This is a genomic window from Streptomyces erythrochromogenes, assembly GCF_040684695.1.
Classification (GTDB): domain Bacteria; phylum Actinomycetota; class Actinomycetes; order Streptomycetales; family Streptomycetaceae; genus Streptomyces; species Streptomyces erythrochromogenes_C.
Genome location: NZ_JBFBGM010000014.1, coordinates 182,417 through 196,416, shown reverse-complemented (window position 1 = coordinate 196,416; position 14,000 = coordinate 182,417). Strand labels below are relative to the sequence as shown.

Sequence of the window (14,000 nt, the reverse complement as noted above, 5' to 3'; positions counted from 1 at the left end):
TCGAACGCCCGTACTTTAGCCCCGTCTTGTCCGGATTTGTCGACGAGCGTGTAACAGGGGTTAGCAAGGCCATGGCCTGAGGGAATCACCGCGTCATGAACCACAACGCACCCCTCCCCCTCGCCCACCTCACCGGCAACCGTCCCCGCGTGCTGACCCTCGCACAGCTGCGCGAGCACGGCGTGAGCGCCTCCGAGGCGGCCGAGCGGCCCTGGCAGCAGATCCTGCCCGGCGTGTTCCTGCTCCACGCCGGACCGGCGACGAGCGAGGAGCGGCTGCACGCCGCGCTGCTGTACGCGGGGCGGCGCGGGGCGGGCGAGGCCATGATCACCGGGCTGGCGGCACTGGCCCTCTACCGGTTCGCCGCCGCGCCCCCGCTGCTCGCCCTCTCGCACATCGACGTCCTGGTGCAGGGCACCCGGCGGCTGCGGTCGACGGGCGACGTGCGGATCGTGCGCGCGCACACCGCGCCCCGGCCCCAGCAGGTCACCGGGCTGCCCGTGGCACCCGTCGCGCGGGCCGTCGCCGACGCCGTCGCGCAGCTCTCCGACGCCGGCACCGTGCGCCGGCTGCTGAGCGAGGCCGTCCGCAGCGGGCACTGCGAACCGGCGGCCGTCGTACGGGAGCTGACGGTGGCCCGGCTGCTGAACCGGCCGCACGTGGTGGACGCCGTGGAGTCCCTCCTCGCGGAGGGCCGGGCCATCGCCGAGGACCGGCTGTACCAGGTCGTGCGCGGCCACGAACTCCCCGACCCCGTCTGGAACGTGGACCTGCGGATCCCCGGCGGCCCGCACCTCGGCGGGGTCGACGCGTACTGGCCCGAGCACGCCGTGGCCGTGGAGATCGACACGCGCGCCCCGCGCCAGGGCGAGGACGAGGAGTGGTCCGAGTGCGTGCGCAAGCGCGAGACCCTGGAGCGGCTCGGGGTGACCGTCGTGCACATCACCCCGCGCAAGCTCCGCGACTGGCCCGAGCAGCAGGCCGCGGTCATCCGGACCGCCCTGACGGCGTCCGCGGACCACGAGCCCGCCGCCTACCTGGTGGTGCTCCCGAGGTGAGGGGAGTACTCCGGGGTACTCCACAGCAGCCGCCCCGGATGCACGGCCTCCACCACCGACTCCACCCGGAAGCGGGTGCGGCGGCCGCCGTCGGGCGCGAACTCCGTCCGGGCCCGGCCGCTGAGCTGGAGGACGGACCCGCTCTCCCAGTCCGGGAAGAGCAGCCCGGCCCGCGGATCGGCCGTGAGGTTGCCCAGGGTCAGGAACATGGCGTTCCCCGCGTAGTCGGGCCAGGCCAGTTCGACCGGGGAGAGCACTTCCACGAAGCCCGGCAGCCCGCCCCGGTGGCTGGCGTCCACCCCCTCCTCTTGCGCCGTGGTGGCGATGAAGAAGGTGTCGGCGCCGCGTACGGTGCGCACCTGGCCGGGGGTGAGCGCGTCCCCGCGGCGCACGACGCCGGCCCCTGCCGCGACCAGCTCCAGCGGCTGCCTCTTCTGCAGGTACTTGGGGCAGTTGGCGAAGACCTGCTCGGCCTCGACGGCGAAGCCCCGCGGGGTCGCCGCGAGGGTTCCGTTCAGCCGCATGCGGCGCCGGGTGCGCGGGTCGAGCGCGATGGTCCCGACCCGGGTCCCGTCCGTGGCCAGCGCCTCGGCGAGCGGGTCGCCCGCGGGCGGACCGCCGGCGACGGCGATCCGGTGCGGACCGGTGGCGCGTACGAAGCCGGGCGGGCCGGTGAGCAAGGAGGCCCACATCCGGCCTGCGCCGTCGGCGGCCCCGACGACCAGGTGCGGCTGGAGCTCCAGGAAGGCCGCGGCGACGTCGCGGATGCCGGTGCCGATCGAGCGGCCGACGTGCTCGGCCGGCCCGCGCACGCCGACCCGCTCCTGCACCGCGAGCGACCCCCAGTGGTAGACGCCGGACATCAGAAGAACCCGCAGGTCGGCGCGTCCGCGGTGGGGGCGGGGGCACCCTCGGCGCCGGTCGGTACGGAGATTTCCAGGCGCGTGCCGTCGGGGTCGTGGAAGAAGATGCCGCCGGAGGCCGCGCCCTCGCGGTGCGCGACGACGCCCTCGTGGGCGAACGTGACGCCGAGGCCCCGCAGCCGCTCCTCGTACGCGCGCACCTCTTCGACGTGGTCCGCCGAGAACGCCAGGTGGTGCAGCCCGGCCGCGGCCGGCGCGAAGGCGCCGTCGGCCTGCTGCCAGAGCGTGAGTTCGAGCTCGCCGTCCCGGCCGAGGAAGGCGTGGCGGCGGCCCTCCTCCTTGCCCTCGCCCAGCACCTGGAAGTCGAGCGCGTCGCGGTAGAACGCGAGCGAGCGCTCCAGGTCGGTGACGTTCAGGCCGATGTGCCCGGTGCGGAGCCTGCTGATGGCGGTGGTCATGACGGGTCCTTCCCCGGAGGCCGTTCCCTGGTCTCTAACCTTCTACATTCAATTTAAAGGTTAGAACCACAGGCGTCAACCGCTCACGTACCCTTGAGGGGTTAGCGAGCGAGGAGACGGACATGACCACGGCGGACCCGCGGCCCCTGACCGGGGAGCCGATCGCCCTCGACCTGCTGAACACCCGCTGGATGCACGAGGGCGAGCCCGCCGACCTCTTCGCCGGCGCCTTCGGGCTGAGCCGGGTCGAAGGGCTCGCGGTCTGGCTGGAGTCCACCGGACTGGCCCGCCGGTTCCGGGCCGACGCCGCGACCCTCGTCCACCTGATGACCGCGCGCGAGGCACTGGCCCGCGCGGTGGCGGACCCCGCCGACGAGAGCGCCCGGGCGCTGATCGACGCCGTACTGGAGCACGGCCGCATCCGCGCCACCCTGACCGCCGAAGGGCCGGGCGAGCGGGCCGAGTTCGCCGATCCCGCCTGGGGGCCCGCCTGGACGGCCGCGCGCGACTACCTCGACCTCCTGGGCTCGGCGCCCGACCGGATCCGCAAGTGCGCCTCGGAGACCTGCGTCCTGCACTTCCACGACACCTCGCGCAACGGAACGCGGCGCTGGTGCTCGATGTCCGCCTGCGGAAACCGGGCGAAGGCCTCGCGCCACTACGCGCGCACGCGCGAGCGCTGATCGCTCGAAATCTGTCACACCCGTACCGGTGCGCGCCCGCGCCCCGGTACCGACTTGGGGCCACTAAGTCGATAAATCAACTCTTCAGCCCCCATGGTTCGCACCACTGTGCCCGGATACGGGCCCACTGGCGGGAACACCGCACTGGCGAGTGTCCGCCACGGTAGGTCTCGGTCGATGACATCCCTCCCCAAAGACCGGTCGCTTGAGGAAAGCTGACCGGTCATCCGGCACCGAAATCCGGACCGTATCTTTCACTTACCAGGGATGCTGATGACCCTCGAATCCCCCAGCTCCATACCCGGGCCCAGACGCGCCGCGCGCGTCGCGGCCGCGGCAGGCCTGGTCGCCGCCCTCGTGGCGGGCGGCGCCGTGCCCGCGTTCGCGGCGACCGGTGCGGACACCCCGGGCACCTCGCCCGCGGTCAAGTCCGCCGACCAGAAGCTCGGTTCGGCCGACGTCGAGCTCCTCCAGGAGGCCAAGGCCAAGGGTGACGCGAACGTCACCGTCATGGTCGCGACCGCCCCCGGCCAGACCAAGCAGGTCGCCGACCAGCTGGACGCCGTCCAGGGCGCCTCGGTGGGCCGGACGTACGACAACCTCGGCTACGTGCGCGCCACCGTGCCCACCGCCCAGGCGGAGGCGGCGCTGAAGGCGGCCGCCAAGCTGTCCTCGGTGCACGGCATCGACCTGCGCCACGAGATCCAGCTGCCGGACCCGCGGCCCGAATCCGGCCGCGAGACCGGCACGGTGAAGAAGACCGCGGCCGAGACGTACGCGGCGCCGGACAAGAACACCCCGGCGAAGAACCCGTACAACCCGTCCTTCGAGACCGGCGCGGTCGACTTCGTCGAGGACAACCCGCAGGCCGACGGCCGCGGCGTCACCATCGGCATCATGGACTCCGGTGTCGACCTCGGCCACCCGGCCCTGCAGAAGACCACCACCGGCGAGCGCAAGATCGTCGACTGGGTCACGGCCACCGACCCGATCACCGACAACGACGGGACCTGGCGCGCCCAGATCACCCCCGTCACGGCCGCGGGCGGCACCTTCACCGCGGGCGGCCAGAGCTGGAAGGCGCCCGAGGGCAGCTTCCAGTGGAGCCGGTTCAGCGAGTCGATCACCGCCACCGGTGACATGGCGGGCGACGTCAACCGCGACGGTGACACCACCGACCGGTTCGGCATGCTGTACGACGTGGCCGCCGGCACCGTCCGCGTCGACACCGACCAGGACGGCGACTTCACGAACAACGAGCCGATGAAGCCGTACAAGGACGGCTACCAGATCGGCTACTTCGGCACGGACAACCCGGCGACCGAGGTCGCCGAGCGGATCCCGTTCGTGATCGAGATCCGCAAGGACGTCCCGATGGACCCGCTCGGCGGGGACTGGGTCGGCAAGAAGGCCGACTTCGTCAACATCGGCATCATCGAGTCCGAGCACGGCACGCACGTCGCCGGCATCACCGCCGCCAACAGCCTCTTCGGCGGCAAGATGAACGGCGAGGCGCCCGGCGCCAAGCTCGTCTCCTCGCGCGCCTGCTCCTGGTCCGGCGGCTGCACCAACATCGCGCTGACCGAGGGCATGATCGACCTCGTCGTCAACCGCGGCGTGGACATCGTCAACATGTCCATCGGCGGCCTGCCGGCGCTGAACGACGGCAACAACGCGCGCGCCGAGCTCTACCGCAACCTCGTCGACACCTACGGCGTCCAGCTGGTCATCTCGGCCGGCAACTCCGGCCCGGGTGTGAACACCATCGGCGACCCGGCCCTCGCGGACAAGGTCATCTCCGTGGGCGCCTCGGTCTCGAAGGAGACGTGGGCCGCCAACTACGGCTCCGGCGTGAGCACGAAGTACAACATGTTCCCCTTCTCCTCGCGCGGTCCGCGTGAGGACGGCGGCTTCACGCCGACCATCAGCGCCCCCGGCGCGGCCATCAACACCATCCAGACCTGGCTGCCCGGCGCGCCGGTGAAGGAGGCCGGCTACACCCTGCCGGCCGGTTACGGCATGCTCCAGGGCACCTCGATGGCCTCGCCGCAGGCGGCGGGCGCCAGCGCCCTGCTGATCTCGGCCGCGAAGCAGCAGAACATCAAGCTGACCCCGGCCTCCCTGCGGGTCGCGCTCACCAGCTCCGCGAAGAAGATCGACAACGTCCCGGCGCACGCGCAGGGTTCGGGTCTGATCGACGTCAAGGGCGCCTGGGAGTCCATCCAGCGTGACGCCAAGGCCAACGAGTTCACCGTCAAGGCGCCGGTCGACACCGCGATCGACCAGTTCCTGAAGACCCCGGGCTTCGGCACCGGCCTGTACGACCGCGAGGGCGGCCTCAAGGTCGGCCAGAAGAAGGTCTACAACGTCGTCGTCACCCGCACCACGGGCGTCAAGTACGGCACCCGGCACGACCTGAGCTGGCGCAACAACGACGGCACCTTCAAGGTCATCGGCGGCTACGACTACGTCACCCTGCCGCTGAACAAGCCCGTCACCATCAAGGTCGAGGCCAACGCCAAGACGGCCGGCGTCCACAGCGGCATCCTGCAGCTGGACGACGAGACCACCGAGGGCATCGACAAGCAGATCCTGACGACCGTCGTGGCTTCCGCCCCCCTGGCCGCGCCGTCGTTCTCCCTGTCGCAGTCCTCGACCGTGCAGCGCAACTCGCACAAGTCGTACTTCGTGACCGTGCCGCCGGGCGCCAAGAGCCTGGAGGTCGCGCTCAGCGGTCTCGCGGCCGGCGCCCAGACGCGCTTCATCGCGATCCACCCGTACGGCACGCCGGTCGACCCGACGGCCACGACCAACTGCTACCCGAACTACGACAACCCGGCCAACACCTGCCGCCCCGACGTGCGCTCGTACCCCGAGCCGACGCCGGGCGTCTGGGAGATCGAGGTCGAGGCCCGTCGTACGTCGCCGGTCCTGGACAACCCGTTCAAGCTGGACGTCTCCGTGCTCGGCGCGGCCTTCGACCCCGCGGTCAAGGTCCTGCCCGAGGTCAAGCAGGGCACCCCGGCCCCGGTCCAGTGGAGCGTCAAGAACGCCGGCGCGGCCATCAGCGGCGGCAAGCTCAAGGGCGGCCCGCTCGGTTCCGCGAAGGTCGCCAAGCCGACCATCGCCAACGGTGAGACCCACACCACCGAGATCGCGGTGCCCGCGGGCACCTCGCGCCTCGACGTGGCCATCGGCAAGGTGTCCGACACCGCCGCCGACCTCGACCTCGAGGTCTACAAGGACGGCGTCAAGGTCGGCTCCGCCGCCGACGGCGACTCCGAGGAGGCCGTGAGCCTGGTGAACCCGGCCGCGGGCACCTACACCGTCAAGGTGATCGGCTACGCGATCCCGTCCGGTTCCACCACGTACGACTACCGCGACGTGTTCTTCTCGGCCGCCCTGGGCTCCGTCCAGGTCGACGAGGCCGCCGCGGTGAACCTCGCCACCGGCGCCACCGCGCAGGTCTCGGCGAACGTCCTGGTCACCAGCGCGGCCCCCGAGGGCCGTCAGTTCTTCGGCCAGGTCGAGCTGCTCAACGCCCGCGGCACCGCCGCCGGCACCGGCAGCGTGCAGATCGAGAAGGTCCTCCCGTAGCACCTTCCGCAGGGAAACCCGAGGGGGCGGCGCTCTGACGAGCACCGCCCCCTCGGGCCGTTCCACCCCCGGCCCCGCTACCTGCCGAGCGAGCGCAGCGACTCGGCGTAGGTGCCGACCGCGTGCGCGATCACGTCCAGGTTGGTGTCGAAGACCTTGAGGTCCAGGTTCCCCAGGTCGTCTCCGGCCCCGTGGTAGTTCGGGTCGTACGGGGCGCCGGCCGTGCCGCCGTACCTCTTGGCCTGCTCGGGGGTCTTGATGCCCTCGGCCCCGGTGAAGGTGCCGCCGGCCGGGATGCCGTTCGCGATGAACGGCCCGTAGTCGGAGCGGCCGTCGAAGTCGCTGCCCTCGTGCGGCTTGCCCTTGCGGTCGAGGAAGCCGTTGATCAGCGCCTCGATCTGCGCCGAGCCGGCCGGGCCGGCGCCGGCGCCCGTGCGGTCGGAGTCGTCGCCGTCGTAGACGAACTGCACCGGGTTCGGCGAGGCGATCATGTCGAAGTTCAGGTAGAGCGCGATGTCCTTCTTCTGCTTCTCCGACAGCTGCGCGACGTAGTGCTCCGAGCCCAGCAGGCCCAGTTCCTCCGCCGACCACCAGCCGAAGCGGACCTTGTTGGCGGGCCCCTTCCCCTTCTTGTTGGCGCCCTCCCCGGCCAGCTTCAGGGCCACCTCCAGCAGACCGGCCGAACCGGAGCCGTTGTCGTTGATGCCCGGGCCCTCGGGCACCGAGTCCAGGTGCGCCCCGAGGCTCACCACGCGGTCGGAGCGGCCGCCCCGGGTCTCGGCGATCACGTTGCGGGTGGTCTTCTTCAAGTGCTCCTGGTCCAGGTCCAGGCGTACGGTCACCTCGCCCTTCCCGGCGGCTGCGGCCAGCGCCTCGCCGTCGGCCAGTGTGATGCCGGCGCTCGGGATGATCCCCTCGGCGGGCGAGGAGTAGCCGCCCCGCACCGGGGTGGTACCGCTGTGGTTGTAGACGATGATCCCGAGCGCGCCCGCCGCGGCCGCCGCCCGCTGCTTCTCCACGAAGGTGCAGGAACCCCGCTTGACCAGGGCGATCTTCCCCGTGAAGGCACCGGCCGGATAGTCGTCCGCCGTGCAGCCGGGGGTCTCGTCGACCCGGGCGGGCACGAGCGGTGCGGTCAGGCCGCCCGCCGGGGTGGACGGGGTGAAGGTGAAGGCGGCGGTGGCCGGCTCGCGGGGGTCCTGGCCGAGGACGGTGGTCCGCTCGGTCCGCGTGTGCGCCTCGTGGATGTCGAAGTCCTGGTAGGAGACCTCGTACCCGGCCTTCTTCAGCGTGTCGTGCACGTAGGCCGCGGAGGCGGCGTGGCCGGGGGTGCCGGCGGCGCGGTTGCCGCCGTTGGCGTCGGCGATCTGCTGGAACTTCTTCAGGTGGCGGTACGCGCCCTTGGCGGTGACCTCCTCCACCAGCTCCCCGGCGAGCCGGCCCTCGCGCGGGTGGGCCGCCGCCGGGGCGGCCGCGAGCAGGACGGGTGCGGCGACGGCGGCTGCCGCGAGGGCGGCGAGCGCCGGTATGGACCGGTGGCGATGGCGGTTGCGGCGAATGGCACGCACGGTGGATCTCCCCGAGGTATGTTGCGATCAGCAGTCGATCATGTCCGCATAGCGGTCACGACAGATCGGACGCTAACCGGCCCCGACCAGGCAAAACGGTCGTTCCGGGGCCGTGAAACACGGCCGCCATGCACTCGTCATGGGTGTTCACATTCAGAACACCGTCCGTTCCTCGGACAATAAATTGGACAAGGCGCGTGGGGTCGAACGCATGATGGCCCCACGCGCGCCCGCGTCGTAACGGAGCAGAAGGAGTCACCGTGAGGGTCGGAATCGTCGGAGCCACCGGTCAGGTAGGCGCAGTCGTGCGCAGCATCCTCGCCGAGCGCAAGTTCCCGGTGGACGAGCTGCGCCTGTTCGCCTCGGCCCGGTCCGCCGGCTCGACGATCGAGTGGGAGGGCCGCGAGATCACCATCGAGGACGCCTCCGCGGCCGACTACTCCGGCCTGGACATCGTGATCTTCTCCGCGGGCGGCGCCACCTCGAAGGCCCTGGCCGAGAAGGTCGCCTCGCAGGGCGCCGTCGTCATCGACAACTCCTCCGCCTGGCGCAAGGACCCCGAGGTCCCCCTCGTCGTCTCCGAGGTCAACCCGCACGCGATCAAGAACCGCCCCAAGGGCATCATCGCGAACCCGAACTGCACCACCATGGCGGCCATGCCGGTGCTGCGCCCGCTGCACGAGGAGGCCGGCCTGACCTCGCTGGTCGCCACCACCTACCAGGCCGTCTCCGGCTCCGGCCTGGCCGGTGTCGCCGAGCTCGACGGCCAGGTCAAGGCCGTCGCCGAGGGCGCGACCGGGCTGGTCCACGACGGCGGTGCCGTCGACTTCCCCGAGCCGGGCGTCTACAAGCGTCCGATCGCCTTCAACGTGCTCCCGCTCGCGGGCTCGATCGTCGACGACGGCTCCTTCGAGACCGACGAGGAGCAGAAGCTCCGCAACGAGTCCCGCAAGATCCTGGAGATCCCGGAGCTGAAGGTCTCGGGCACCTGCGTGCGCGTGCCGGTCTTCTCGGGCCACTCCCTCCAGATCAACGCCCGTTTCGACCGCCCGATCAGCGTCGAGCGCGCCTACGAGCTGCTGAAGGACGCCGCGGGCGTGGAACTCTCCGAGATCCCGACCCCCCTCCAGGCCGCCGGCAAGGACGCCTCGTACGTGGGCCGCATCCGCGTGGACGAGACGGTGGACAACGGCCTCGCGCTGTTCGTGTCGAACGACAACCTCCGCAAGGGCGCCGCGCTGAACGCGGTCCAGATCGCGGAGCTCGTGGCCGAGGAGCTGCGCGGCTGACCCCGCACCCGGTACGACCAGGAGGGCGGGCGCCGCACGGCGCCCGCCCTCCCGCCGTGTCAGGGCCGGCGCACCTCGAACTGGAAGCAGCCGAACTCCGCGAAGCGCAGGTGGACCAGGGCCACCCCGGGATCGGCGAAGGCCTCGTCGAGGGCTCCCTCGACCACCCCGTCGGGATCCTCCCCGAGGTCCAGGACCCGTCCGCCGAGGATGTGCCCGCGGGCGTCGTAGCGCCGGGCGGTGCGCTGCACCCCGGACCGGGCGAAGGGGTATCCGCCGCCGTCCGCGGGCCCTGCGCAGTCCTCGGCGTGGATGAAGACGGGCCCCTGCTCGTCGTAGGCGCCGGGATCGGCTCCGGTCCGCTGCGCCCAGCGGCGCAGCGGCGCGTAGGAGACGAGGGCGATCCGCTCCCCCGCCGTGCTGGTGCGCAGGCAGCACCGCAGCGGCGCCCCGCCCTCCGCGTCGGTGTACGGGGCGGGGCCGCGTCCCGCGTCGTCGCGTGCACGGAGCTCCTTGAGCGCCGCCTCCTCGATGGGCATCGCCCGGTATCTGCTGGTCATGCCCCCAGCGTGCCGGGGCGGGGCGCCGGTGTCCGGCAGGTTTGCGACCTCGCGTTCGCCCGTGGATTACTCCGGGGCGGCAGGCGTTTCCCCGTGGAAGGATGTCGGGGCAACGTCACCATCGAAGGAGATGACCGCGTGCCAGGCACGAACCTCACCCGTGAAGAGGCTCAGCAGCGTGCGAAGCTGCTCACCGTCGACTCGTACGAGATCGAACTCGATCTCAGCGGCGCGCAGGAGGGCGGCACCTACCCCTCCGTGACCACCGTGCGCTTCCAGTCGGCCGAGGCCGGGGCGGAGACCTTCATCGACCTGGTCGCCCCGGCGGTGCACGAGGTCGTCCTCAACGGCAAGTCGCTCGACGTCGCGGCGGTCTTCCGCGACTCCCGGATCGCCCTGGCGCACCTCGCGGCCGGCGCCAACGAGCTGCGGGTCGTCGCGGACTGCGCGTACACCAACACCGGTGAGGGCCTCCACCGCTTCGTCGACCCGGTCGACCAGCAGGCCTACCTCTACACCCAGTTCGAGGTTCCGGACGCGCGGCGGGTCTTCGCCAGCTTCGAGCAGCCCGACCTGAAGGCCACGTTCCAGTTCACCGTGACGGCCCCCGAGGGCTGGACGGTCATCTCGAACTCCCCGACGCCCGCGCCGGCGGACGTCAAGGACAACGTCTGGCGCTTCGAGCCGACCCCGCGCATCTCCTCGTACATCACGGCGCTGATCGTCGGCCCCTACTACGCGGTGCACAGCTCCTACGAGGGCAAGGACGGGCAGTCCGTGCCGCTCGGCATCTACTGCCGGCCCTCGCTCGCCGAGTTCCTCGACGCGGACGCGATCTTCGACGTGACCCGGCAGGGCTTCGACTGGTTCCAGGAGAAGTTCGCCTACGACTACCCGTTCGCCAAGTACGACCAGCTCTTCGTGCCGGAGTTCAACGCGGGCGCGATGGAGAACGCGGGCGCGGTCACCATCCGCGACCAGTACGTCTTCCGCTCGAAGGTGACGGACGCGGCGTACGAGGTGCGCGCGGAGACCATCCTCCACGAGCTCGCCCACATGTGGTTCGGCGACCTCGTCACCATGGAGTGGTGGAACGACCTGTGGCTGAACGAGTCGTTCGCCACCTACACCTCGATCGCGTGCCAGGCGTACGCGGAGGGCTCGAAGTGGCCGCACGCGTGGACCACCTTCGCCAACTCCATGAAGACCTGGGCGTACCGGCAGGACCAGCTGCCGTCCACGCACCCGATCATGGCGGACATCCGTGACCTCGACGACGTCATGGTCAACTTCGACGGCATCACGTACGCCAAGGGCGCCTCGGTGCTCAAGCAGCTCGTCGCCTACGTCGGCACGGACGCCTTCTTCAAGGGCGTGCAGGCCTACTTCAAGGCGCACGCCTTCGGCAACACGCGCCTGTCGGACCTGCTGGGCGCGCTGGAGGAGACCTCGGGCCGCGACCTGACCGCCTGGTCGAAGGCGTGGCTGGAGACGGCCGGCATCAACGTCCTGCGCCCGGAGATCAGCACCGACGCGAACGGCGTGATCACCGCCTTCGGCATCCGCCAGGAGGCGCCCGCGCTGCCCGCCGGCGCCAAGGGCGAGCCCACGCTGCGCCCGCACCGCATCGCGGTGGGCCTGTACGAGCTCCAGGACGGCGCGCTCGTGCGCACCGACCGGATCGAGCTGGACATCGACGGCGCGCTGACCACGGTGCCGGAGCTGGTCGGCCGTACCCGCCCGGCGGTCTTCCTGCTCAACGACGACGACCTGTCGTACGCGAAGGTCCGCCTGGACGAGGAGTCCCTCGCCGCGGTCACCGCGCACATCGGCGACTTCGCGGAGTCCCTGCCGCGCGCCCTGTGCTGGGCCTCGGCATGGGACATGACGCGTGACGGCGAGCTCGCCACCCGCGACTACCTCTCGCTGGTGCTCTCGGGCATCGGCAAGGAGTCCGACATCGGCGTCGTCCAGTCGCTGCACCGCCAGGTGAAGCTGGCCGTCGACCTCTACGCGGACCCGGCGTGGCGTGAGGAGGGCCTGGCGGCCTGGACCGGGGCCACCCTGGAGCACCTGCGCGCGGCGGAGCCGGCCGGCGACCACCAGCTGGCGTGGGCGCGGGCCTTCGCGGCCACCGCCCGCACCGAGGAGCAGCTGGCGTACCTGTCGGCGCTGCTGGACGGTTCGGCCGAGATCGAGGGCCTGGCCGTCGACACCGAGCTGCGCTGGGCGTTCCTGGAGCGGCTCGTCGCGACGGGCGTCGCCGACGAGCCGGCGATCGCGGCGGAGCTGGAGCGGGACGCGACGGCGGCCGGCGAGCGCCACGCGGCGACCGCCCGGGCGGCCCGCCCGACGGCGGAGGCCAAGGCCGCGGCGTGGGCCTCGGTGGTGGAGTCCGGCGACCTGCCGAACGCGGTGCAGGAGGCCGTGATCGGCGGTTTCGTCCAGACCGACCAGCGCGAGCTGCTGGCCCCGTACACCGCGAAGTTCTTCGCGGCGGTCAAGGAGGTCTGGGAGACCCGCAGCCACGAGATCGCCCAGCAGATCGCGGTGGGCCTGTACCCGGCGCTCCAGGTCTCGCAGGAGACCCTGGACGCGACGGACGCCTGGCTGGCCTCGGCCGAGCCGAACGCCGCGCTGCGGCGTCTGGTGTCGGAGTCCCGGGCGGGCGTCGAACGCGCCCTGAAGGCCCAGGCCGCCGACGCCGCAGCGTCCGCTGCCGCTCAGGTCTGAGGGCCCCCGGGCTCTGCCCGCACCCGCCGGGGCGGTGTCCCCCGCGGGTGCGGCGCCGTGGCGGGGGCCCTGCCCCCGCACCCCCGCGCCTCAAACGCCGGCGGGGCTGGATTTTCCAGCCCCGCCCGGCGATCGAGGGCACGGGTCCGGAAATCCAGCCTCGCCGGCGTTTGAGGCGCGGGGTCCGGGGCGGAGCCCGGGAAACGGAGAAAGGGCGGGGCGGGGAGAAGCTCCGCGCAGCGGCATGCCCCGCCCGCGCCCGGCGCCTGCGGCCCGGCCCGACGGGGTCAGCGTGCGGCAGCGACGGTCCGCAGGGCCGTGAGGACGTGGGCCACCGCGGGAGCGGACTCGGCTCCGCGGCGGACCGCCGCGATCACGTGCCGCGTCGGCCGGTCCCGCGACAGCACCCGTACCGCCACGCCGGAGGCCCGGCTCGACACCATCCGCGGGACCAGGGCCACGCCCATCCCCGCCTCGACCATGGCCAGGATGGCCGTCCATCCCGATGCCGAGTGGGCCTGTTCGGGGACAAAGCCCGCAGCCTCGCACGCGCCCCGGGCGATCTCCGACCAGGGGCCGCTGCCCCCGTAGATCCACGGGTCGCCGGACAGGTCCGCCAGCCGCAGGCCGGCCGCGTCCCGCAGGGGGTGCCCCGGCGGGAGCGCCACGTCCAGCGGGTCCTCCATGAGCGTGACCCGGGTGAACCGCCGGTCCCGCGCGGTGGGCGCGTGGGCCGCCAGGGACAGCGCGAGGTCCACGCCCCCGGCGGACAGGAGCTCGTACGATTCCGCGGCCTCGGTCTCACGGACCCGGACCTCCACCCCCGGGTGGGCCCTGCGCAGTTCCGCCACCGCCGGGACCACCAGCGCGGGCACGGCGGTGGAGAACGCCCCGACCCGTACCTCTCCCGCGTCCCCGGCGAGGTAGCCCGCCAGCTCCGCGTCGGCCCGCTCCAGCTGCGCGAACACCTCCTCCGCGTGCCGCAGGACGAGGTGGGCCGCGTCGGTGAGGCGGACCCGGCGGCCCTGTGCCTCCAGCAGGGCCACACCGAGCTGCCGGGAGAGGTTCGTCAGCTGCTGCGAGACGGCCGAGGGCGTCATGTGGAGCGCCTCGGCCGCCGCGGTCACGGTGCCCCGTTCGGCGAGGGTCCGCAGGATCCGCAGCTTCTTGATGTCCCACTCGGTCATGGGC

General features: G+C 72.1%; 10 protein-coding genes. 5 read left to right on the top strand and 5 right to left on the bottom strand.

Going from position 1 to position 14,000, the window contains the following annotated elements; all coding sequences use genetic code 11:
- Positions 1-95 precede the first annotated feature (95 nt).
- Positions 96-1,058, top strand: a complete 963-nt coding sequence (locus AB0O53_RS21750; RefSeq protein WP_350995347.1) for a hypothetical protein — start codon at positions 96-98, stop codon at positions 1,056-1,058.
- Here AB0O53_RS21750 and AB0O53_RS21745 read toward each other — a convergent pair.
- Together AB0O53_RS21745 and AB0O53_RS21740 are read right to left on the bottom strand one after the other, a co-directional pair.
- On the bottom strand, positions 1,034-1,921 hold the full coding sequence (locus tag AB0O53_RS21745; protein WP_365197539.1) for a pyridoxamine 5'-phosphate oxidase family protein: 888 nt from the start codon (positions 1,919-1,921) through the stop codon (positions 1,034-1,036). The two genes, AB0O53_RS21750 and AB0O53_RS21745, sit on opposite strands and share 25 nt — an antisense overlap.
- Positions 1,921-2,379, bottom strand: a complete 459-nt coding sequence (locus AB0O53_RS21740; protein ID WP_350995343.1) for a VOC family protein — start codon at positions 2,377-2,379, stop codon at positions 1,921-1,923. The genes AB0O53_RS21745 and AB0O53_RS21740 overlap by 1 nt, the downstream gene beginning before the upstream one ends.
- A 122-nt stretch (positions 2,380-2,501) precedes the next feature.
- Between AB0O53_RS21740 and AB0O53_RS21735 the strand changes: the two genes are divergently transcribed.
- Both AB0O53_RS21735 and AB0O53_RS21730 read left to right on the top strand, forming a co-directional pair.
- Positions 2,502-3,062 (top strand): CGNR zinc finger domain-containing protein, encoded by a 561-nt coding sequence (locus AB0O53_RS21735; RefSeq protein WP_350995341.1) that lies wholly within the window; start codon positions 2,502-2,504, stop codon positions 3,060-3,062.
- A gap of 273 nt (positions 3,063-3,335) precedes the next feature.
- The gene (locus AB0O53_RS21730; protein ID WP_350995339.1) at positions 3,336-6,659 is read left to right on the top strand and encodes a S8 family serine peptidase; all 3,324 of its coding nucleotides are present in this window, start codon (positions 3,336-3,338) and stop codon (positions 6,657-6,659) included.
- Positions 6,660-6,736: 77 nt separating this feature from the next.
- On the opposite strand, the gene AB0O53_RS21725 is transcribed toward AB0O53_RS21730, so the two are convergent.
- Positions 6,737-8,218: a M28 family metallopeptidase gene (locus AB0O53_RS21725; RefSeq protein ID WP_350995428.1), complete on the bottom strand. Its 1,482-nt coding sequence runs from the start codon at positions 8,216-8,218 to the stop codon at positions 6,737-6,739.
- A 269-nt stretch (positions 8,219-8,487) separates the two neighbouring features.
- On the opposite strand from AB0O53_RS21725, the gene AB0O53_RS21720 reads away from it, so the two are divergent.
- Complete coding sequence (locus AB0O53_RS21720) at positions 8,488-9,516, top strand: aspartate-semialdehyde dehydrogenase (protein ID WP_350995337.1); 1,029 nt, start codon at positions 8,488-8,490, stop codon at positions 9,514-9,516.
- A 59-nt stretch (positions 9,517-9,575) separates the two neighbouring features.
- On the opposite strand, the gene AB0O53_RS21715 is transcribed toward AB0O53_RS21720, so the two are convergent.
- Positions 9,576-10,076 (bottom strand): DUF1203 domain-containing protein, encoded by a 501-nt coding sequence (locus AB0O53_RS21715; protein WP_350995334.1) that lies wholly within the window; start codon positions 10,074-10,076, stop codon positions 9,576-9,578.
- 138 nt (positions 10,077-10,214) lie between these two features.
- Here AB0O53_RS21715 and pepN point away from each other — a divergent pair, with 138 nt between their 5' ends.
- Positions 10,215-12,809 (top strand): aminopeptidase N, encoded by a 2,595-nt coding sequence (gene pepN / locus AB0O53_RS21710; RefSeq protein WP_365197534.1) that lies wholly within the window; start codon positions 10,215-10,217, stop codon positions 12,807-12,809.
- Between the two features lie 287 nt (positions 12,810-13,096).
- Here pepN and AB0O53_RS21705 read toward each other — a convergent pair whose 3' ends face one another.
- Complete coding sequence (locus tag AB0O53_RS21705; protein ID WP_350995330.1) at positions 13,097-13,996, bottom strand: LysR family transcriptional regulator; 900 nt, start codon at positions 13,994-13,996, stop codon at positions 13,097-13,099.
- Positions 13,997-14,000: the final 4 nt, after the last annotated feature.

Excerpts from the sequence above, each read along its gene's own strand:
- AB0O53_RS21740 (WP_350995343.1), bottom strand. The coding sequence starts at position 2,379 with ATGACCACCGCCATCAGCAGGCTCCGCACCGGGCACATCGGCCTGAAC.
- AB0O53_RS21715 (WP_350995334.1), bottom strand. The coding sequence starts at position 10,076 with ATGACCAGCAGATACCGGGCGATGCCCATCGAGGAGGCGGCGCTCAAG.
- AB0O53_RS21750 (WP_350995347.1), top strand. The coding sequence starts at position 96 with ATGAACCACAACGCACCCCTCCCCCTCGCCCACCTCACCGGCAACCGT.
- AB0O53_RS21745 (WP_365197539.1), bottom strand. The coding sequence starts at position 1,921 with ATGTCCGGCGTCTACCACTGGGGGTCGCTCGCGGTGCAGGAGCGGGTC.
- AB0O53_RS21730 (WP_350995339.1), top strand. The coding sequence starts at position 3,336 with ATGACCCTCGAATCCCCCAGCTCCATACCCGGGCCCAGACGCGCCGCG.
- AB0O53_RS21735 (WP_350995341.1), top strand. The coding sequence starts at position 2,502 with ATGACCACGGCGGACCCGCGGCCCCTGACCGGGGAGCCGATCGCCCTC.
- AB0O53_RS21705 (WP_350995330.1), bottom strand. The coding sequence starts at position 13,996 with ATGACCGAGTGGGACATCAAGAAGCTGCGGATCCTGCGGACCCTCGCC.